The organism is Novosphingobium sp. AP12, assembly GCF_000281975.1.
In the GTDB taxonomy this organism is placed as follows: Bacteria; Pseudomonadota; Alphaproteobacteria; order Sphingomonadales; family Sphingomonadaceae; genus Novosphingobium.
The window spans coordinates 232,824-253,368 of the sequence record NZ_AKKE01000009.1 but is presented as its reverse complement, the minus strand read 5'-3'; the positions used below and the strand labels follow the sequence as shown (position 1 = coordinate 253,368).

General features: G+C 66.4%; 15 protein-coding genes. 8 read left to right on the top strand and 7 right to left on the bottom strand.

Annotation, left to right across the window (positions count from 1 at the left end; genetic code table 11):
- Window positions 1–20: 20 nt before the first annotated feature.
- Window positions 21–602, top strand: coding sequence for a c-type cytochrome (locus tag PMI02_RS26865; RefSeq protein ID WP_162130143.1), 582 nt, complete (start codon window positions 21–23; stop codon window positions 600–602).
- Here PMI02_RS26865 and PMI02_RS01990 read toward each other — a convergent pair.
- Genes PMI02_RS01990 through PMI02_RS01980 form a run of 3 tightly spaced genes read right to left on the bottom strand, consistent with a single transcriptional unit; the run spans window position 520 to window position 4,523 of the window.
- On the bottom strand, window positions 520–1,188 hold the full coding sequence (locus PMI02_RS01990; protein WP_007677966.1) for a cytochrome b: 669 nt from the start codon (window positions 1,186–1,188) through the stop codon (window positions 520–522). The genes PMI02_RS26865 and PMI02_RS01990 overlap by 83 nt on opposite strands.
- Complete coding sequence (locus PMI02_RS01985; RefSeq protein WP_007677962.1) at window positions 1,185–1,922, bottom strand: cytochrome c oxidase assembly protein; 738 nt, start codon at window positions 1,920–1,922, stop codon at window positions 1,185–1,187. Before PMI02_RS01985 ends, PMI02_RS01990 begins: the two co-directional genes overlap by 4 nt.
- Window positions 1,923–1,970: 48 nt before the next feature.
- Entirely contained in the window at window positions 1,971–4,523 is a 2,553-nt protein-coding gene (locus tag PMI02_RS01980; RefSeq protein ID WP_007677960.1) for a TonB-dependent receptor, read from the bottom strand.
- Between the two features lie 421 nt (window positions 4,524–4,944).
- Between PMI02_RS01980 and PMI02_RS27810 the strand changes: the two genes are divergently transcribed.
- The gene (locus PMI02_RS27810; protein WP_007677957.1) at window positions 4,945–7,854 is read left to right on the top strand and encodes a PAS domain-containing protein; all 2,910 of its coding nucleotides are present in this window, start codon (window positions 4,945–4,947) and stop codon (window positions 7,852–7,854) included.
- A gap of 15 nt (window positions 7,855–7,869) precedes the next feature.
- Here the strand turns inward: PMI02_RS27810 and PMI02_RS01970 are convergent, their stop codons facing one another.
- The 3 genes from PMI02_RS01970 to PMI02_RS01960 form a co-directional block, all read right to left on the bottom strand.
- Complete coding sequence (locus PMI02_RS01970) at window positions 7,870–10,662, bottom strand: EAL domain-containing protein (protein WP_007677943.1); 2,793 nt, start codon at window positions 10,660–10,662, stop codon at window positions 7,870–7,872.
- A 100-nt stretch (window positions 10,663–10,762) separates the two neighbouring features.
- Entirely contained in the window at window positions 10,763–12,148 is a 1,386-nt protein-coding gene (locus PMI02_RS01965) for a sensor histidine kinase (RefSeq protein ID WP_007677942.1), read from the bottom strand.
- Complete coding sequence (locus PMI02_RS01960; protein WP_007677930.1) at window positions 12,145–12,810, bottom strand: response regulator; 666 nt, start codon at window positions 12,808–12,810, stop codon at window positions 12,145–12,147. The genes PMI02_RS01965 and PMI02_RS01960 overlap by 4 nt, the downstream gene beginning before the upstream one ends.
- 95 nt (window positions 12,811–12,905) lie before the next feature.
- On the opposite strand from PMI02_RS01960, the gene PMI02_RS01955 reads away from it, so the two are divergent.
- The 6 genes from PMI02_RS01955 to PMI02_RS01930 are packed head-to-tail and all read left to right on the top strand — an operon-like array spanning window position 12,906 to window position 19,630.
- Window positions 12,906–14,000: an ABC transporter substrate-binding protein gene (locus PMI02_RS01955; RefSeq protein WP_007677924.1), complete on the top strand. Its 1,095-nt coding sequence runs from the start codon at window positions 12,906–12,908 to the stop codon at window positions 13,998–14,000.
- Entirely contained in the window at window positions 13,997–15,484 is a 1,488-nt protein-coding gene (locus PMI02_RS01950; protein WP_007677921.1) for an OprO/OprP family phosphate-selective porin, read from the top strand. Before PMI02_RS01955 ends, PMI02_RS01950 begins: the two co-directional genes overlap by 4 nt.
- A 49-nt stretch (window positions 15,485–15,533) precedes the next feature.
- The gene (locus tag PMI02_RS01945; protein ID WP_007677920.1) at window positions 15,534–16,835 is read left to right on the top strand and encodes a CitMHS family transporter; all 1,302 of its coding nucleotides are present in this window, start codon (window positions 15,534–15,536) and stop codon (window positions 16,833–16,835) included.
- Window positions 16,832–17,914 (top strand): AbrB family transcriptional regulator, encoded by a 1,083-nt coding sequence (locus PMI02_RS01940; protein ID WP_007677918.1) that lies wholly within the window; start codon window positions 16,832–16,834, stop codon window positions 17,912–17,914. Before PMI02_RS01945 ends, PMI02_RS01940 begins: the two co-directional genes overlap by 4 nt.
- Complete coding sequence (locus tag PMI02_RS01935) at window positions 17,901–18,977, top strand: ATP-grasp enzyme, D-alanine-D-alanine ligase (protein WP_007677915.1); 1,077 nt, start codon at window positions 17,901–17,903, stop codon at window positions 18,975–18,977. The genes PMI02_RS01940 and PMI02_RS01935 overlap by 14 nt, the downstream gene beginning before the upstream one ends.
- Entirely contained in the window at window positions 18,974–19,630 is a 657-nt protein-coding gene (locus PMI02_RS01930) for a YjbE family putative metal transport protein (protein WP_007677911.1), read from the top strand. The genes PMI02_RS01935 and PMI02_RS01930 overlap by 4 nt, the downstream gene beginning before the upstream one ends.
- A 48-nt stretch (window positions 19,631–19,678) precedes the next feature.
- Here PMI02_RS01930 and PMI02_RS01925 read toward each other — a convergent pair whose 3' ends face one another.
- The gene (locus PMI02_RS01925) at window positions 19,679–20,533 is read right to left on the bottom strand and encodes an SMP-30/gluconolactonase/LRE family protein (RefSeq protein WP_007677907.1); all 855 of its coding nucleotides are present in this window, start codon (window positions 20,531–20,533) and stop codon (window positions 19,679–19,681) included.
- Window positions 20,534–20,545: the final 12 nt, after the last annotated feature.

The following is a 20,545-nucleotide window of genomic DNA, read 5'->3' as shown; positions in this document are numbered from 1 at the left end:
CACTTGCCCTATTGTTCCCCGTGTCTCTGGCCAGCTGCGGCGCGGAGGGTGGCAATCCCGCGTTCCGGGCCAGCGGCGAAGTGATCGCCTTCAGCGGCGGAGAAGGAGGAGCCAGCCACGCCTGTGCGACCTGTCACGGCCTGAAAGGCGAAGGTGACGGCCGCCTGACACCTCGCCTGGCGGGTCTCGATGACGGATATCTTCACCGCCAGATGGACGACTATGCCAACGGCCGCAGGCAAAATCCCGCAATGCGCGCAGTCGTCCGGCGCCTCAGCGGGGAGGATCGCGCCAAGGTGGCGGCCTACTACGCGGCCCTTCCTCCCACCGGCACGGCGCTTGCCGGTATCTCGCCTCTTTACCGTGAGCGTTGCTCCGGCTGTCACGGGGCGGCGGGCGAAGGCCGGGACGCCGCCAATCCGCGGCTCGCCGGTCAGTCGCCCGCTTACATCGCCGCCCAACTGGAGGCGTGGCGCTCTGGCAAGCGGCGCGGCGACGGGATGGGCGAAATGCTGGCGATCAGCCGGGCGCTGACGCCGGCGGAGGTGGACCTGCTTGCAAGCCATGCCGAGGCTGCCCTTCAGCCGGCTCGTCGGCCTTGAGTTCGGGAAGCATGCCGATAAGTACGTCGTGCTTGTCCCAGAAGTGATGCTTGATCGCCGCCCCAGCATGGAGCGGGACCATGACCAGCAGGCAGATCACCAGCAGGGCATGGATGCCTTCAGCCCAGTCCAGCACGGCCCACTGGACGGCGATGGGCACGTCGTGGAACGGCATCTGCGGCCAAGGCACGCCTGCCAATGACAGGTCGGGGCCGTCGCCCAGCGCCGACCACATGGCCCATCCGCTCAGCGGCAGGCCGAAGAAGCAAATGTAGAACAGCCCGTGCGTTATGTAGGCGAGCTTGGTCTGCCAGCCCAGCTTGTCGGCATCGTTGACCGGTCCCGGTACGATCGTCCGCCACAACAGGCGCAGTACGGCGAGCACCAGCATCAGCAGGCCGAGTTCGGAATGGAGGCGATAACCCTCAAGTTTGTCCGCGCCAATGGGCACCCGGCCCATATGCCAGCCCCAATAGAGCTGGAAGGTGATGAGAGCAGCCATCGTCCAGTGGAAGGCAACGCCGACCGGAGAATACCGCCGCTCGGCGGTGTGGCGAGCGGCCCATTGCCGGATCGCCTCGATCACGCGGCAATAGCCCGTTCACGCCCGCTTTCGCGGCCGCGCAGCCAGCTTCCGGCTAGGTACAGCGCGGCGAAGAGATAGGCCCCGGCGCCCGGCACCCACATGACGAGCCCGGCAAGTTGTTGATCCTCCAGCGGCGAGAGGCCCCACGCTTGCGTGGTGATCCAATGCCAGCGGTAGATCGCGGTCCCGGCGAACGTCAGCAGCGCGCCGAGCAGGCCCATCTGCATCATCGTCGCCAGTAGCGCGGTCCCGGCGGCGGGTCCGGGCGATGCGATGACCGCGCGCCAGAAGCCGATCGCGGAGCCGAGCAACGTGGCCTGCATCAATGCGTAGCCCACGTAGCTGCCGAGTGCGAAGGCGTAAGCGGACGGGGCATGCCATGCCCATAGTATTGCGGCGTGAGCGAGGGTCCAGGCCGCGAGTGCCCCCGGCCCGCCCTTGCTCTCCCGCCGAAAGGCCATGGCGACCAGCGGCGCCGCGAGCGCAATCAGCAGGACGTGGTGGACCGTCCGTGCGCTGAACAGAGCGGACGTCAGTGCACAGAACGGAGAGACGAACAACAAGGTCAGGACGGCGAAGCCGCCGAGCAGCGGGCCGCTACGCGCACCCGCTTTCCGGCAGAGCAGAAAGCCCATTGCCAGCAGTCCCATCACTAAGGGATCGAAATTCCATCGGCTGACGAGTTCGGCCGGAAGCGGTGTGCCGCCGCAGTAGGGGAGGGTGTCTGGCTCCATCCCTCCCCAACCGCCCCCGCGGCGCGCGGTTCCCTCAGGCGTGCCTGCTTAGCGGCCGAAGTGATACTTCAGTCGCAGGCCGTACATGCGCGGCTCGCCCACCGAGGCGGTCTCGAACCCGACTTCCGGCGATCCGAGCCCGGCGGCGTAGCTATAGTACTTCTCCTTGGTCACGTTCGTCGCGAACAGGGAAAGGTCGATCGGCGAGCCGGCAATGGAATCCCATGCAAAGTTGAGGTTCAGCAGGCCGAGCGAAGGGAGCGTGCTGAAAGCGGCGATCGCCGGATTCGGGTTCTCGCGGTCGATGTAGTTCACGAGCATTTTGGTGCGGTAGGTGTAAGCGACTCCGAAGGAGATCTGCCCGATGGTGTCGTCCAGCGGCAGCGTGTAGTTCGCCGAGACGGTGAACTTGTGCTTGGGGGAGAGGACTTCCGGATCGCCCGGCTCGAACGGCGCGGCAAGGGTGAAGTTCGGATCGGTGTAGGTGTAGAGTTCTTCCGGCACCGATTTGATCTCGGTGTGGAGGTAGGTGTAGCTCGCCGCGAGCGCGAGGCCCTCGAACGGGTTGAGGGTCGCCTCGGCCTCGAGCCCGTAAATCTCGGACTTGCCCGAATTGACGGGTGCCGCGGTGGACGCTTGGCCGCTGCCCGGGACGGCGTTGAACCCGACCTGGAGCTGCTGGTTGGCGAAGTCGTTGTAGAACGCGGCGAGGTTGAGTGTGCCGTTGACCGAGCCGTGGAAGCTGCTCTTGAAGCCCAGTTCAAAGCTGTCGACCTTCTCCGGATCGACCAGGTTGAGCGGCGCGGCGACGTTGGGCGCGATCGTGGCCGAACGATATCCGCGTGCATACTTCGCGTAGACCATCGCGTCGGGGGTCAGGTTGTAGTCGAGGTCGATGAGCCAGGTCGGCTTGCTCGACTTCTGATTCAGCGTCACCGAGCAGCCATCCGCCACCGAGGTCGGGTCGGTGCAGCGCGGATTGGGCGCGCCGGGCAGGCTGGGGAACGGACCGTACGCGGGCGGGTACGCCAGCGTGTAGGTTTGGCGCAGGCTGACGTTGCGCTGCTTGTCCCAGGTGTAGCGGAACCCGCCGGTCAGCTTGAGCTGGTCGGTAAGCGCGTAGGTGGCCTGGGCATAGAGGCCGTAGTCCTGGAAGAACGTCTTGCCGACCGTGTAGTTGACCGAACCGACGTGGATCGGCGGCACGAGCGCCGGGTTGCCGCCCGCGGCGATCACCTGCTGCACGGCGCCAAGATAGGTGAGAAGGCCGATCGGGTCGTTGCACCGGAAGTTCGCGCCCTGGTCAGTGCACGAGGCGAGGAACGGCGACTGGCTGCCAGCATAACCCAGCGGATTGCTGAGTTCGACGTAGCCGCCGACTTGCCAGTCGAGGCGATTGTCCATCGCCTTGCCCTGGATCTGCAGTTCGTCGGTGAATGTGTACTGGTCCGCGGTCTTGAGGCCGGGCGGAGGCGAAATCTGGGTGAAAGGAACGTGGTAGGTGCCGATCGGCAGCGCGCCGCCGGTCAGCGCGCCGAAGTCGATGATGGCGTCGACGCCGAACTCGGGTGCGTTCATCGTCTGCTTGTATTCAGCGTAGCTGGCGATGTTCTTGACGGTGATCGTGTCGGATGCGTGCCAGGTCGTGGTGTTGATGACCTGCCACTGATCGATCTTGTTGAAGGATTTCGCCAGCGGATTGATGACGTTGTAAAATCCCGTGCCCTGCCGCGCGAGCTGGCTGGCGAAGATCCCGCCGAGTCCCTCGCTCGGATCGACGGCGACCAGCTTGGTGATCGGCCCGTTGGTGTCCGAGTGGACATAGGAGGCGATGAGGTAGTTCTCGAGATCGGGCGTCAGGTCGGCGACCACGCTGAGGCGCAGCGCGTAGTAATCGACATCGTTGAAGTCCTTCGGACCGATGCCGCTCTGGTTCTTGAGATAGCCGTCGCGGACCATGCGGTCACCCGACAGGCGGACCTTGAAGGTATCGGCCAGCGGGATGTTGATCGCGCCCTGGACACGGCGCGTGTCGTAGTTGCCTATGGTGCCTTCAAGGTAGCCTTCGAGGACGTCTGTGGGCTTCTCGGGAACGAGCAGAACGGCGCCGCCGGTGGTGTTGCGGCCGAACAGGGTGCCCTGCGGGCCCTTGAGGACCTGCACGTTCTGGAGGTCGAAGAAGCTGCCAGGAAGCACGCCGTCGCCCGTGGGCAGGCCGTTCGAGGCCCCGCGCGGCGTCACGACCTCGGCGAAATAGGTGCCCACCGATGGGAGGGTTCCGATGTCCTGTGCGAAGCCGCGGATGGCGAAGGTGGTGTTCTCGGAACCGAAGTTGGAGTTCGACGAAAGCGACGGCGTGTAGGTCGCCAGGTCGCCTGCGTTGACGACGTTGCGATCGGAAAGCTGTTCCTGGTTGAAGACGGTGATTGAGATCGGCACGTCCTGAAGGCGTTCCTCGCTGCGCCGGGCCGTGACGACGATGTCGTTGCTGCCGATGCTGGCCCTGGCGGAGTCGCGCGGGGCGTCCTGCGCAAAGGCAGGCGAGGCGCACGCCAAAGAACTTGTCGCAAGAAGGACCACGCGTAGCTGGACGGAATTCATCGGCTCTCTCTCCCTGACATGCGGCGCCGTCGTCGTTGACTCGGATCGGAAACGCCGTTCTCCACATTTGTGATATGAATCAGCGTGGCTCGCAAGGCCGTCCGATTTTGCTGGCGCCGGTGAGCCGAGGGAATCTTTGCTTCAAGCAAGTAGCTGTAAACGAACAGTTTTATGCAAACTTCATTGTTACGAATGATTGCTAATACTCTGCGACACGATATCGCCCGAGGGAAATCTGGGGCCTGGGCGTGTAAGGGAGGGTACCGTGAGCGGTCGCCGCAGCCTCCTCAAAATTCATAAGAGAAAGTCCGGATGGAACGGAAACGCCGTGATATACTTTCCATCTGAAGCGCAGTAGCTGACATTCCCCTATGCGGCCGATGTGCCCTTCCGCGACGCAGGAACGACAGAGCCGATCCGAATGAACGACGCCCCCAATGCTGCCGCCCGGCGCGACGCCGCGCTGGCTCGTTACGATGTCCTGGATACCCCCCCTGAAGAAGCATTCGACGAGATCGCCCAACTGGCTTCGGCGATCTGCCGCGCGCCGATTGCGGTCGTCAATTTCGTCGCCAGCGACCGGCAGTTCTTCAAGGCCGAGGTGGGCCTCGGCGTGCGCGAAACCCCGCTCGAGACTTCGTTCTGCATCCGGGCGCTGCAGGAGGAAGACTTCCTGGTCGTGCCTGACGCGAGGCAGCACAGCGATTTCAGCACCAACCCCCTCGTCACCGGCGAGCCGGGTCTGCGTTTCTACGCGGGCGCGCTGCTCAAGACGGAAGAGGGTACTCCGATCGGGACGCTCTGCGTCCTGGACTACGAGGCCCGCGAACTCGATCCGTTGCAGCAGCAGGCGCTCAAGGTCCTCGCACGGCAGGCGATGACCACGCTGGAGCTGCGCCGCGCCGCCGTCGTCGCTGACCAGCAGCAGGCACGCCTGCGCGAAGCACAGGGAGCGGGCGGGGTCGGGCTCTTCACGTTGGAACTGGCGACCAGCATTATCACGCCGACCGCCGAATTCTGCCGCCTCCATGGCTTGCCGGTCCAGCCCCACTATCCGGTTTCGGCCTTCGAATCGCAGGTGCTTGGCGAGGATCGGCACCTCATCACGTCCGCGGCCGCCCGCAATCGCGGTGAGACCCCGCGGGAGCTTCAGTACCGGGTGCGGAACGACGAGACGGGGGATGTCCGCTGGCTTGCCCGCACCGGGGAAGTCGAATTCGACGAGGCCGGCACCCCCGTCCGCTTCGTCGGCGTCGCGCGCGATGTGACCGGCCAACGTCAGGCGGTGGACGCACTTGCGCGTAGCGAGGAGCGTTATCGCGCTCTGTTCGAGGCGGTCGATGACGGATTCTGCATCATCGAGTTCTTCGACGGGCCCCACGGTCCCCTCAGCGACTATGTCCACGTCGAGGCAAACGCCGGATACGAGCGCCAGTCCGGCATTCCTGGTGTGGTTGGCGTCACCCTCCGCGAACTCGAGCCCGATGACGCGGACGGCTGGGCGGAGCTTTACGGCAATGTCCTGCGCACCGGCGAACCGATCCGGTTCGAGCGCTATTTCCTCGCCGCGGGCCGACATATCGAGGTGTCGGCCGCCCGCGTCGAACCCGCGAGCCGCCGGCAAGTCTCCGTGCTCTTCCGCGACATCGAGGCCCGCAAGCGGGCCGAGGACGCGCTGCGCACCAGTGAGGCCCTGGCTCGGGAAAACATCGACCGTGTGAAGCTGGCGCTTTCGGCTGGTGCCATCATCGGGACATGGGTCTGGGACATTCCCAATGATCGCTTCACCGTGGACGAGGGGTTTGCGAACGCGTTCGGGCTCGACGCGGCGCTGGGCCGGGAAGGGCTCAGCTTGGCCCAGGTGGTTGCCTCCGTGCATCCCGACGACAGTGCAGGACTTGCCGAGGCGATGTCCGAGGCGATCAAGCAGGGTGGCTCCTACGCGCATCCGTACCGGGTGCAGCGCGCAGACGGACGCTATTATTGGATCGAGGCCAACGGCCGGGTGGACCGGGGAGCGGACGGATCGCCCCTGAGCTTCCCCGGCGTGCTCCTCGACATCGAGCAGCGGCGCACGATCGAAGAGGAACGCGACCGCGCCGCGGCGGCCCTACGCGCGCTGAACGAGACGCTAGAGCAGCGTGTCGTCGAACGCACCGTCGAATTGATGGAGGCGGAGGAACAACTTCGGCAGGCCCAGAAGATGGAGGCGGTCGGCCAGCTGACCGGCGGGCTTGCCCACGATTTCAACAATCTCCTTGCGGGCATCTCCGGCGCGCTGGAGATGGTAGGTACGCGCCTGAGCCAGGGCCGCCTCGCCGACGTGGACAAATATCTCGTGGCTGCACAGGGTGCCGCTCGCCGCGCGGCCTCGCTGACGCACCGACTGCTTGCGTTCTCGCGCCGTCAGACGCTCGATCCCCGGCCCACCAACGTCAACGCCCTCGTCAACGGCATGGCCGACCTCATCCAGCGAACCGTGGGTCCGGCGATCAAAGTCGAGACGGTGGGCGCAGCTGGGTTGTGGCCGACGCTGGTCGACCCCAGCCAGCTCGAAAACTCGCTTCTGAACCTGTGCATCAACGCGCGCGATGCTATGCCCGACGGCGGGCGGATCACTATCGAGACGGCGAACAAGTGGCTCGACCGCAATGGCGCGCGGACCCACGACATTCCCGAAGGCCAGTACCTCTCGCTATGCGTGACGGACACCGGCAGCGGCATGACCCCGGACGTCATCGCCAAGGCTTTCGACCCCTTCTTCACCACCAAGCCGATCGGGCAGGGCACTGGCCTCGGTCTGTCGATGATCTATGGCTTCGCCAAGCAGTCGGGCGGGCAGGTTCGCATCTATTCCGAAGTCGGCGACGGCACGACCGTGTGCATCTACCTGCCGCGCCATTATGGCGATTCCGGCGAGGAAAGCGTGCGGGACGTCGAGGTTGCGCTACCTGCGGCGGAAGCCGGCGAAACCATCCTGGTGGTGGACGACGAGCCGAGCGTCCGGATGCTCGTGACCGACATCCTCGAGGATCTCGGCTACACCGTGGTCGAAGCGGCGGACAGTGCTTCGGGCCTCAAAGTCCTGCAGTCGGACATTCGGATCGACCTCTTGGTCAGCGACGTCGGCCTGCCCGGAGGGATGAACGGCCGGCAGATGGCGGATGCCGGGCGCGAGTCTCGGCCGGACCTCAAGGTGCTGTTCATCACCGGTTACGCGGAGAATTCGGTGATCGGCAACGGGCACCTACAGCCCGGCATGCAGGTTCTAACCAAGCCCTTCGTCGTCGAGACCCTTGCCGCCCGGGTGCGCGACCTCATGGCAAGCTGAAGGGGCCGGAGGCGGTCAGGCGATCTGCCTGACCGCCTCCGCCGCAGCCAGGCTCGGCGAAAGGCCGGGCCGACCGAAATAGTAGCCTTGAGCTTCATCGCAGCCCTGCTCCTTAAGCAGGTCGAGCTGGTCGACCGTCTCCACGCCCTCGGCCAGCACCGGCACGTTGAGGCTCTGGCCAAGGGCCAGAACCGCCTTGATGATCGCGCGGGCCTGCGCGCTCGACTGCGATCGGAGCAGGAACGACTTGTCGATCTTGATCTTGTCGAACGGGAACGAGTGAAGCGTGTCGAGAGAGGAATAGCCGGTCCCGAAATCGTCGATGGCGATGCTGACGCCGAGACTCTTGATCTGGCGCAGCAGGTGCAGGGCACGCAGCTTGTCGCCGATGATCGCGGTTTCGGTGATCTCCAGTTCCAGGCGCATCGGCGACAACCCGGTCTCCACCAGGATGCCTCGCACGATCTCGACGATTTCCGTCTGCCCCAGCTGGATGGCGGAAAGGTTGACGGCGACCTTCAGGCCGTCGGGCCACGTGCGCGCCTCCTTGCAGGCTTCGCGCAGGACCCATTCGCCGATCCGGAATATCTCGCCGGTTTCCTCCGCGATCGGAATGAATTCGTCGGGCGCGACCGGGCCGCGCGTCGGATGTTGCCAGCGCAACAGCGCCTCGTACCCATTGAGTTCGCCGGTCGCGAGGCCGTGTTGCGGTTGGTACAGGACGGTCAGTTCGTTGCGGTCGATCGCCTGACGCAGGTCGTTGGAGAGCTGGCGGCGGGCGCGCGCGGTCTCGTCCATCTCGGGCTCGTAGTAGGCGATGCGCTCGCCGACATTGGCCTTGGCACGGTACATCGCGAGGTCGGCGTTGTTGAGCAGCTGCTCGCGCTGCTGCGCGTCGTTCGGGAACACTGCAAGACCGATACTGGCGTCGAGGAGGAAGCAGTTGTCCTCCGGGCCGAACGGCCTCGCGAAACAGGCATCCAGGCGGTCGAGGAAGTTTGCCAGCTCCGCCTTGTCCTTGAAGCGCTTGGCGGCCGCGAATTCGTCCCCGCCCAGGCGAGCGACAACCTCACCTTCAGCCATGACGTCGAGCAGACGCTTCGAGAGATGCTGAAGTGCAGCGTCGCCGGCGCCGTGCCCGCGCGTGTCGTTGATTTCCTTGAAGCGGTCGAGGTCGATCATGACCGCGGCAAGCTGGTGCCCGAAATGCCGGGCCTGCTCTAGTTCCGCATCGATCCAGTGCGCGAAGCTCGAGCGGTTGGGAAGGCCGGTGAGGGCGTCGTGCATCGCCATGTGCGCGATCCTGGCGTCGGAGCGGCGCCGCTCGGTTATGTCCTCGAAAGTGGTGACCCAGCCGCCGTCGGCCATCGCGCGGCCGGTCATCGAGACCACAAGGTCGTCGCCAAGATCCAGCACCACGGGCGACGAGGTCGGGTCGGCGGGAGGTTTGGCGAGCAGCAAGTGCAACTCGTCGATCCGCGCCTGCGAAACTTGCGCATGTGCCCGGGTTTCCAGCACCAGCCGCGCGACATCCTCAAGCGTCATGTCGATGAGTGACGCCTCGCGGTCGAGGCCCCAGATCTCCTTGAAGCGCCCGTTGACCACCAGCAGCCGCTCGTCCGGCCCGAACAGGCAGAGGCCCTGGTGCATGTTGCCCAGTGCCGCGTCGAGGTGGCCGGCCATCGCCTTGAGGCGGTCCTCGTCCTCCTTGAACCGCGACATGTCGCGGGTGATCTTGGCAAAACCGATGTGGTCCCCGTTCTCGTCGGCGATCTTCTCGATCGAGACGTGAGCCCAGAACCGGCTCCCGTCACGGCGCACGCGGAAGCCCTCGCCGCTGAACTTGCCGGTCTGCGCGGCGAGCGCCAGAGCACGTTCGGGTAGGCCCTCGGTACGGTCATGTGACGTGTAGAACCCGGCAAGCGGAAGGCCGATCGCCTCGGTTGCCGTATAGCCCTTCAGTCGTTCCGCGCCCGCGTTCCAGTTGGCGACATTGCCATCCCGGTCCAGCATGTAGATCGCGCAGTCGGTGATGCCCTTGACCAGGATCGTCATGTCGCGCTCGGTGGCATGGAGCACGAGACGCGCCTTGCGGGCCATGGCCAGGACCGCGATGCAGATCGCGAGAAGTCCCAGCGCTCCCGCGGCGATTGCAGCCGCCATGCTGCCCGGCGACATCAGGATGCCCGTGCGCAGGTCCAGCGGCGCTGGTACCAGTCGGACCGCAGTCATCGCGGTGAAATGCAGGAGCACGATCGAGAGCGTCATCAGCAGGCCCGCGGCGACGCCGCTGCGCACCGAACGCCCCCGCACCGCCAGCGCCAATGCGGGGCCCGTCGGCAGCACCGCGAAGAGGAGGGAGAGCGTCACATAGCCCTGGTTCCAGTGAATGTCCGCCGGGATTTCCAGCGCCGACATGCCGATGTAGTGCATCGCGACGATGCCGCCGCCACCCAGCACGCTGGCAAGCGCCAATCCCTTGCGGTCGGGCTTGGCCAGCGCGGTGGAGAACGACATCGTCGTCATCGCGATCGCCGTCATCAGCGATATGATGGTCGCGGGGATCTGAAAACCGGCGATCACGCCGGGGTCATATCCCAGCATCGCCACGAAGTGCGTGGCCCATATCCCAAAGCCGATCGCGACGCCCGCCCCGCATATCCACCGCGCCGCAGCGTAACCGGCGAGGTACCGTGCATGACGAAGCAGCTGGACCGAACTCATTGTCGAGATGACGCAGATGAGCGCCGCGAGGAGAACGAGCCACTCGTCGTGCTGGTCGTGGATGCACAGCAGAACGTCGAACATTGGAAAAAAGCCCCCAGATTGCAGGGCCGTGGTAGCCGCCGTTGGTTAACGAGCGCCTAAGCGTCTTCCGCATAGGCATTTTTTCGTTAGTCGAGGTCCGTCAAGCGGCCGGAAAGGTCACGGTCACGCGCAATCCTGGCTCGGCATCGCCAAGTTCCAATCCTGCACCGAGCCGTTCGACAACCGCCTTGACTATCGCGAGGCCAAGGCCACTGCCGGCGGGCCCTTGTTCGCCTTGAAGGCGGGCAAAGCGATCCAGGGCCTGGTCGCGGGAGGCGGCCGGAATGCCGGGGCCGGTGTCCGCGACGGTGAGCCGCACGCGGTCGTCCTGCGCTTGCAGAGCGATGGTCGCCATGCCGCCGCGCCGATTGTAGCGGATGGCATTGTCGACGAGGTTGGAGAGCATCTCGAACACCAGCGTGCGGTGTCCCTCGATCAGGACCGGACCTTCGCCGTCGCAGTCCAGGCGCAGTTCGACATCGGCTTCGATCGCCTGATGGATGCGCCGCGAGATGACGGCGCGGCTCACTTCCCTGAGATCGATGCGCACGAACGGCGGCTGCTTGCCGGCCTCGTCGGCGCGGGCGAGGGCGAGCAGCTGGGTGAGCAGGCGCTCCAGCCGGTCGGTGGCTTCCTCGATCTCATGCAGAGCTTCATGGGAGCCGCGCCGAGCCAGCGCCAGCTGCACCTTGAGTACAGACAGCGGCGTGCGCATCTGGTGCGAGGCGTCTGCGGTGAAGCGGCGCATGCCGGTCGTCGCGTGATCGAGCCGCTCGAGCAACCGGTCGAAGGAGCGCGACAGCGGCTGCAACTCGGCAGGCAGGGGACCGGTCTGGAGAGGCGAGAGGTCGGGCGCGGCGCGGGTGTCCCGCGCTTCGATCACGGTGCGCAGTTCGGCCAGCGGGCGCAGGCTCCACCCCAGAGCCGGGCGGATCAACAGCAGCACGATGCCGATGAGCACGAACTCGCCGATGAGCAGTGCAGTCATCAACCCGCGTTCGAGCGAGCGCCGGTTCTCGAGCGTTTCAGCCACCTGCACGACGACTGGTGCCTGGATGCGGGGCAGATCGCGCCGGATTTCGGCGATGCGGATGCGCTGTCCGCGATAGTCGGCAAAGCGGAAGCGCGGGCGCTCGGCGGAAAGCACGGCGACGTCCGGTGCCGGGAGGTCGGGATAGCCGGTGAGCATCCGGTCGCCCACCGCGATACGGTAATAGACATTGTCGCGCTCGGAGTTCTCCAGCATGCCGAAGGCGGCGGGCGGGAGATCCAGCGTGACTTCACCGCGCTCTACTTGAACCGTTTCGGCGATGGCACCAAGCGCCCCCCCGAGTACGCGGTCGTTGGTGCGGCGCACGACGTCCGAGATCAGAACCCAGCCTATCAATCCCAGCGCCAGCGCCGGGATAACCAGAGGGCCCATCATCGCGGCGAGCAAGCGATGGCGCAGCGATACCGCTCGTTTCGACTCCAGAGCGCCGGTCATGCCCGGTCGAGCATGTATCCGACGCCGCGAACGGTGCGGATCGCCGGCCCATCAGGCGCCAGCTTGCTGCGCAGGCGCGTCACGTTCACTTCCAGCGCATTGGAGCCAACGGGATCATCGAAACCGAAGACTTCGGCCTGCAGCGTCTCGCGTGAGACGATCTGGCCGGCTCGCGCCGCCAATGCCTCGAGCACCGACCATTCGCGGCGGCGCAGTTCCACATGCCGCCCGTCCACTTCGACCCGGCCCGTCGAGCGGTTGATGGTCATCGCGCCGATCCGCACTTCGGGTGCCGCATCGCCGCCCCGCCGCCGGCCGAGGGCGCGGACGCGTGCTTCCAGTTCTTCGACCTCGAAGGGTTTACGCAAGTAATCGTCGGCGCCGAGGTCGAGCCCGCGGACACGGTCATCGAGGCCGTCGCGAGCAGTCAGCATCAGGACCTGAGCCTGATCGCCGCGCGCGCGGAGGCGAGCCAGTACCTCGAACCCGTCGATATCTGGGAGTCCGACGTCGAGGATGACAAGCGAGTAGGGCTCGCTGGAGAGGACCGACAGCGCTTCCTCGCCGCAGCCGACATGGTCGATCGCGTGGCCGGCCGTGCGCAGCAACGACACAACACCCCGAGCGAGGGCGGCGTCGTCTTCCACAATGAGGATTCTCACGCAGATTTTCCGTGAAAGGTGAATGACAGGTTGCGCTCGTAGGCCATGCCCACTGCTTATCCGACATTCGAGGCGGAAAGCGAGAGGAACCGGCAATGCGTATTTTCACCCCTGTCCTGGCTCTGGCGGCGCTCCTGGCGGTGCCGGCGGGCGCGCAGCGACCGAGCGCGCCGCAGCGCCCGGCGGGCTATCCCCGGTCCTACGACACGACGATAGCCGATGCCCGCGCCGAGGGGCGGGTACGCATCTACGCCAATGCCGACCGTGCCGAGCTCGTTCCGGTGGTGGAGGCGTTCAAGCGCGCTTACCCCGGCATACAGGTGTTCTACGCCGACATTGGCTCGACCGAGATGTACGCCCGCTACGTGCGCGAGATGCGGGCGAAACAGTATTCGGCGGACATCGTCTGGTCCTCGGCAATGGACCTCCAGATCAAGCTCATCAACGACGGTTACGCGCAGCAGTACGCCAGCCCGGAGAAGCCATCGCTGCCCGATACCGCGGTGTGGAAGAACATGGGATTCGGCGTGACGGCCGAGCCGATCGGCATCGTCTACAACCGCAAGCTGGTGCCGGCCGCGCAGGTCCCGCGCAGCCATCAGGACCTCGAGACGCTGCTGCGCGCCCGCCGTGCCGAGTTCACCGGCAAGGTCGCGACTTTCGACCCGGCGCGATCGAACACTGGGTATCTCTATCTCTCGCAGGACTTCCAGACGACCCGCGACACGCGCAGCCTGATGGAGGCGATCGCGGCGACCACGCCGGTGCTTGCGACCAACACTGGGCCGATGCTGGCCGGCGTCGCATCCGGCAAGCTCGCCATCGCCTACAATGTCATCGGCTCCTATGCGCTCGAGCAGGCGCGGCGCAACCCGGACCTGGGCGTGGTGTTTCCGCAGGACTACACGCTGGTGACATCGCGCATCGCCTTCATCTCGCGCGAGGCGCGCCATCCGGCCGCTGCCCGCCTGTTCCTCGATTTTCTTCTCTCCCGTACCGGACAGGCCCAGCTTGCCCGGCACAGCCTCTGGCCGGTGCGCGGCGACATTCCCGCGCGTCGTCTCCTTGCAGGGCAGGCACGCGTCGTGCGCGTCGGACCGCAGCTTCTCGTCAACCTTGATCGCCTGACCCGCGAGCGCTTCCTGCGCGAATGGAACGCGATCCTGCTTTCCGGAAAAACCAATCCATGACCCGACTTTTCTCGACCGGCGCGGCGGTAATCGCGCTGGCGGCGGCGACTCCCGCGCTGGCGCAGGCGCCGACGCGCGATGAACTGGCCGACCTCGTACGCGCGCAGGCCGCGGAGATCGCCTCGCTGCGCCAGCGGGTCGACAGGCTGGAGGCAGAGCGCACCGTAGCGGCGGCTCCCGAGCAGGCACCCGCGCCGGTACTTGCCGCCGGTGAGCCCGCCAAAACCACGCCGGTGCCGATCGTCACGCAGCCCTACGCGGCGCAGCTTCTCCCGCCCGGTCCGGCAGAGCGCGACGTCGAGCGCATCCGCGCGGCAGCGGTCGCTGCTGCGGGCGGCAGCACGGAATGGGGCCAGGGCTTGCCGGTGTTCCACTCCGCCGACGGCATGTTCAGCTTCAAGCCGCGCGGGCGCATCATCACCGACGTCAGCACCTCGTTCGGGTCGGACTACGAAGGCCGCAACCTCACCACCACCGGCATGCGCGCTCTGCGCATGGGCCTTGAGGGCACTGTTGGCACCCACTTCTTCTACCAGTTCGAAAGCGACTTCTCGGAGAACGAGGTCGATGTCGTCACCGCCTTCATGGGCTGGCGCAACCGCATTTCGCCCGGCCTCGACTACGACGTGCGCATCGGCCACCTGTTCAACGACCGCAGCTTCGAGGGCTCGACCGGCTCGGATTCGACGCCGTTCCTCGAGCGTACCGTGGTCGCCACCGCGATCATCCCGCAGCGGGCCTTCTACGGTCTCGGCATCATGCCGCGCTTGTTCTGGAAGACCGGCCACGCCTCGCTCACGGTGACGGGCGACCGCATCGACGGCGACCAGTCGACATCGGACAACCGCACCGTTCTGGGCCGCGCGCACTGGAACCCGATCAAGTCCGACCGGCAGGTCCTCCACCTTGGTATCTGGGGCTTCGACGAGGCGCTCAACCCGGGCAAGAACACGCTGACCCGCAACACCGTGATCGGCGGCCGCTTCAACGGGGCGCTGCGAGTTTCGACCGGCACGTTGCTCGGTGGAACCGGAACAACGGGCTATGGCGTTGAACTTGGAGGATATTCCGGCCCGATCTGGGTCATGGCCGAAGCGGGCGAGCGCCATGCGCGGCTCGACAACGGGCGGCCCGACTTCGTGACCAAGGCCTGGAGCATGAGCGGGGGCTGGTTCATCACAGGCGACCTTCCGCCCTACAACCCGCGCCTCGGCAGCTTCGGCCAGCCCAAGGTCAAGCGCTCGATATTCGAGGGTGGTCCCGGCGCGATCGAAGTCACCGCACGCTACGAAAACCTTGAGTTCGACGACATCGTAACCCCTGCCGATGGCTGGGCGGCGACGCTGGGCGTGAACTGGTATCTCAACAGTTTCACCCGTTTCCAGGTCAATGCGATCCACTGGAACACCGACAACGCCGCCGGCCCCTACACCGGCAAGGACGACGGCGAGACGCTTTCAGCCCGCGTCGGCGTGACGTTCTGAACCGCACCTAGCGATACCCGAACCCTACCTAACCATACCGAGGACGAACATGAGCCTTGCCCTGATCGGCTTCCTGATGGTGGCCACATTCATGACGCTGATCATGACCAAGCGGATGACGCCGCTGGTCGCGCTGATCGTCGTCCCGACCCTTTTCGCGCTTCTCGCCGGCTTCCATTCCGGCCTCGGCGAAATGATGATCGACGGGTTGAAGAATCTCGCCCCGACCGGCGTCATGCTGCTCTTCGCCATCCTGTTCTTCAGCACCATGACCGACACCGGCCTGTTCGACCCGCTGGTCGGCAAGCTGATTCGTCTGGTGCATGGCGACCCGATGCGCATCCTGATCGGCTCGGTCGTGCTCTGCGCGCTGGTGAGCCTCGATGGTGACGGGTCGACGACCTACATCATCACGATGGCCGCCATGCTGCCGCTCTACAAGCGCTTCGACATGAACCGGCTGCACCTCGTCTGCCTGCTGATGGTCACCAGCGGCGTGATGAACCTGACACCCTGGGGCGGGCCCACGGCGCGCGCGGCGAGCGCGCTCAAGCTCGATCCTGCCACGCTGTTCGTGCCGCTGATCCCGGGCATGATCGCGGGCCTGGTGTTCCTGATCGGCCTTGCGATCCACTTCGGCCGCAAGGAGCGCCGCCGCATCGGTACGATCGAGATGCCCTCGACCTTGGAGGCAAGCGACCTTGCCGTGTCGCAGTATCCCGAAGCGCGCCGTCCGAAGATGATCTGGTTCAACGCAGCACTGGTCGTCGCGCTGCTGGTCCTGCTGGTCTGGGGCGTGCTGCCGCTGCCGATTCTGATGATGCTGGCCTTCGCCATCGCCATGATCGCCAACTACCCCGACACCGCGGCGCAGAAGGAGCGCATCGCCGCCCATGCCGGCAACGTGCTGGCGGTCGTCGGGCTCATCTTCGCGGCGGGCATCTTCACCGGCATCCTCTCGGGCACCGGCATGGTCGACGCGATGAGCCACGAGGTCGTGAACTTCATCCCGCCGGTCCTCGGCCCCTACATGGCGCCGATCACCGCGCTGCTGAGCCTGCCGTTCACCTTCTTCATCTCGAACGACGCCTTCTACTTCGGGATGCTGCCGATCCTTGCCGAGGCTGGTGCGCACTACGGCGTAGAGCCGATCGCGATCGCCCGCGCCTCGCTGATGGGCCAGCCGGTCCACCTGCTCAGCCCTCTGGTCCCCTCGACCTACCTGTTGGTCAGCATTGCGGGCGTCGACCTTGCCGACCACCAGCGTTTCGCGCTGGTTCCGGCGGCGCTGTGCTGCCTGGTGATGACCGTGGTGGGCATGCTCGTGCTGGCGTTTCCGTTCGTCGGATGACCGGAGAGGGCGCGAAGACCGACCGGGGAGCGCGGCGCATAGTCCTGCGCTTCCTTGCCGCCGTGGCGCTCGGCGCTTTTGGCGGCGCGCTGTTCTGGTCGATCGGCGCGCCGCTGCCGTGGGTGCTCGGCTCGATGATCGCCTGCGCGGGCGGGAGCATCGCGCGCCTGCCGATCGAGGCTTCGGGCGCCACCCGCCGCCCGATGGCGGCGGTGATCGGCGTCGTTCTGGGCAGTGCCTTTCATCCCGGCCTGTTCGCGCAGGCGATGCAGTGGATCGTGCCCATCGCACTGCTGCCGCTGTTCCTGGCGACCTCGGCCTTCGCCTGCATCCTCTACTTCCGCCGCGTCGCCAAGTTCGACCCGCCGACCGCCTACTTCGCCGGAATGCCGGGCGGCATAGCCGAGATGGTGGTCATGGGCTCCGAACGCGGCGCGGACGAGCGGACCATCGGCCTGATCCACGGCGCCCGCATCTTCCTCGTCGTGTTCATCCTGCCCTTCCTGATCCGCGCTTTCGAATCCGAAACCCACGCACCGGTCATGGTCGCCGCACAGGCAGTGGGACAGACGAGCTGGTCGCTGCTTCCGTGGGCGCTCGGCTGCGTGATCGTCGGCGGAGCGCTGGGCAAGGCGCTGAGGCTGCCGGCGTGGCACCTGATGGGACCTCTATTCGTCAGCGCTGCCGTCCACCTCTCGGGCCTCAGCGACTTCCATATCCCGGCCTGGGCCATCGCCGCCGCGCAGGTGGGGCTGGGCGCGACGATCGGTTGCCGCTTCGTCGGCCTGTCCTTCTCCACCCTGGTGCGCACGCTCATGCTGGCGGCGGGATCGACGGCGATCCTGCTGGTGGTGACGTTCTGCTGGTCATTCGCGATCGGGTGGGGCACGGGGCTCAACCCGGCGCTCGTCGCGCTGGCCTATTCGCCCGGCGGGGTGGCGGAGATGAGCATGGTCGCGCTCAGCCTGTCCCTCGAAGCCGGCTTCGTGATCGTCCACCACCTCGTGCGCGTGATGCTGGTGATAGCCGGCGCGCCGTTCGCTTTCCGCATGATGGGACCCGCCGATGACAGCGCGTGACCCGCTCCAGCAGAAGATCGCCATCCTCTACCAGGCGCTCGAACCGCCGGTGATCGACGGCGCCCGCAAGGAGGCCAAGCCTGGCGGCTATTCGGACAGCGGCGCCGACATCGGCGCGGCGCTCGTCTCGGCGGGCTGTACGGTGGTGACGCCGGTTGCGGAGCCCGATCCGGTTCGCGTGTTCGACTGGGTCTGGCCGGACACGCCGGAAGGCATCGCCGATGCCCTCGCAGCCGGCGCGACGTTGCTCTGGGCAAATACCGTCGTTTTTGCCGGTCACCCGCTTCAGGACGCGAGCCGCTGCGCGTGGATCCTCGGCCCGGACCCGCAGGCAATGCAGGCCATCGACGACAAGCTGGAAACTAACGCCCGGCTTCGCGATGCGGGCCTGCCGGTCGCGCGCTCATGGCTGATCGATGGCGATGCCGACGACCTAGCCGCGCTGCTCACGCCCTTCGCGGACAGCCTGCCGCTGGTGGTGAAGCCTTTGCGCGGACGGGGCAGTCAGGGAGTGAGCGTGGCCCGCGACGTCGACCAGCTCAGCCTCCAGGTCGCGGCCCTCGCGGCAAGCCGCCGCTTCGGCGCGGCGATCATGCTGGAGCAGTTCCTGCCGGGCGAGGAGATCACGATCACCGTCCTGCCAGCTGCCGCGCGAGCCGGTGAAACCGCTCCCTTCGCGCTCTCTCCGATACGCCGCTTTGACCAGGTCGCAGACGTCGCGCCCTACAACGGTGACGTACCCGTCAGCCGTAACAGCGCGGCGCTGACGAGCGAGGAATGCGCCCATCCCGCCATCGTGGCGGTCACGGCCGCCTGCGAGAAGGCCGCCGCGCTGCTCGAAATCCGCGCCACCATGCGGATCGACTGCCGCGCCGATGCGGATGGCCGGTTCCTGCTGTTCGACGTCAACGCCAAGCCCAACCTCACCGGCGCCGGAAGGCCCGGCCGCGAGGACGAGGACAGCCTTTCGACCCTTGCTGCCGCCGCTGCCGGGTGGCGCTACTCCGACTTTCTCCTCGCCGCCGCGCGCGCCGCATGGACCAACAAGGAAGACCCCGAATGACCGAACTGTGGCAGCATATCGTTGCCGATTTCTCCAACATTGGCTCCCCCGCCGCGCTCGCCGCGTTCGGGCAGGTGGTGCTGATCGACATCATGCTGGCGGCGGACAATGCCATCGTCGTGGGTGCGCTGGCGGCGGGCCTGCCGCCGGTCATGCGCCGCAAGGTCATCCTGATCGGCGTGATCGCCGCGCTGGTCCTGCGCGTCGCCTTCGCGTTGGTGGTGAGCCAGCTCATGCAGGTCGTTGGCCTCGTCTTCGCCGGAGGGCTGCTGCTGGTCTGGGTGGCGTGGAAGATGTGGCGCGAACTGAGGGCCGGTCCGGAAGGCGACGGTGAGGTCGACCCCACCATCGCCAAATCCGCGCCGCGTACCTTTGCCGCAGCGGCCTGGGCGGTTGCGGTGGCGGACGTCAGCATGAGCCTCGACAACGTGCTCGCCGTCGCAGGCGCCGCGCGTGACCATCCCGGCATTCTCGCGATCGGCCTGATCCTGTCCGTCGCGCTGATGGGCCTTGCCGCCAACGTGCTGGCGCGGGTGATCGAACGCTACCGCTGGCTCGCCTATGTCGGCCTGCTGGTGATCGTCTACGTCGCGGGCAAGATGATCTGGGAAGGTCTCGTAGACCCGTCGCGGGGCCTGCTGGTCCTGTTCTGAGCGGTCGGTCCGGGGGCGGGCCTGTGCCCGCCCCCGGATACCGGCGACTTACCCTAGATAGGTGCCGGCCGGGTTGCCCGTCACGCCGGCATCGACCTCGTAGAGCGCCCCGTCGAACTCCGACTCCGGCAGGCCGGTCGAGGCCGAGGTCACGAACATCCGGTCCAGGCCCTCGCCGGCGAACGCGATGTTGGTGATGCGCTTGGCCGGAAGCGCGATCGAGCGGTCGCGCGTGCCATCAGGGGCGAAGCGGGTGATGCGCCCGCCGTCCCAGTGAGCGGACCAGAGATAGCCCTCGGCGTCGGTGGTCATCCCGTCCGGATAGCCGTCCTCTTCGGAGAAGCGGGCGAATTCCTGTCGCTCGCCTACCCCGCCCTCGGTCAGCGCGAAGCGGTAGATCACACGGCGGCCGGAATCCGCGTGGTACATCCAGTTCCCGCATGGCGAGAACGCCGGGCCGTTGGGCACGGTGTAATCCGTGTCGATCACCTGCCAGTCGCCGCCGGGCGAGAGGCGGTAGAGCGAGCCGGTGACTTCCTCCTCGGCCATGTCCATGGTGCCGCACCAGATCGCCCCGTGGCGGTCGGCCTTGCCGTCGTTCATGCGGTTGCCGGGGAGGTGGGGTTCTGGATCGGAGCGCTCGCCCACCGTCAGCGGGTCGAGCGTGATCGCCGCAACGCCGTCGCGAAAGCCGCCGATGAGCCCGCCCGAAACGCGCTCGGCCACCCAGCCGAGGGGGGCAGGCATGTCCCAGCGCGTGATGGAATTATTGGAAAGGCTGAGGCGGTTGAGCGCCGGGGCGAGGATGTCGACCCAATAGAATGCCCCGTCGCGGGCACTCCATAGCGCGCCTTCGCCCAGGGTATCGCGCACGTCGCGCTCGATCTTGCGCCAGAGCGGCATCCGTTCTCTCCC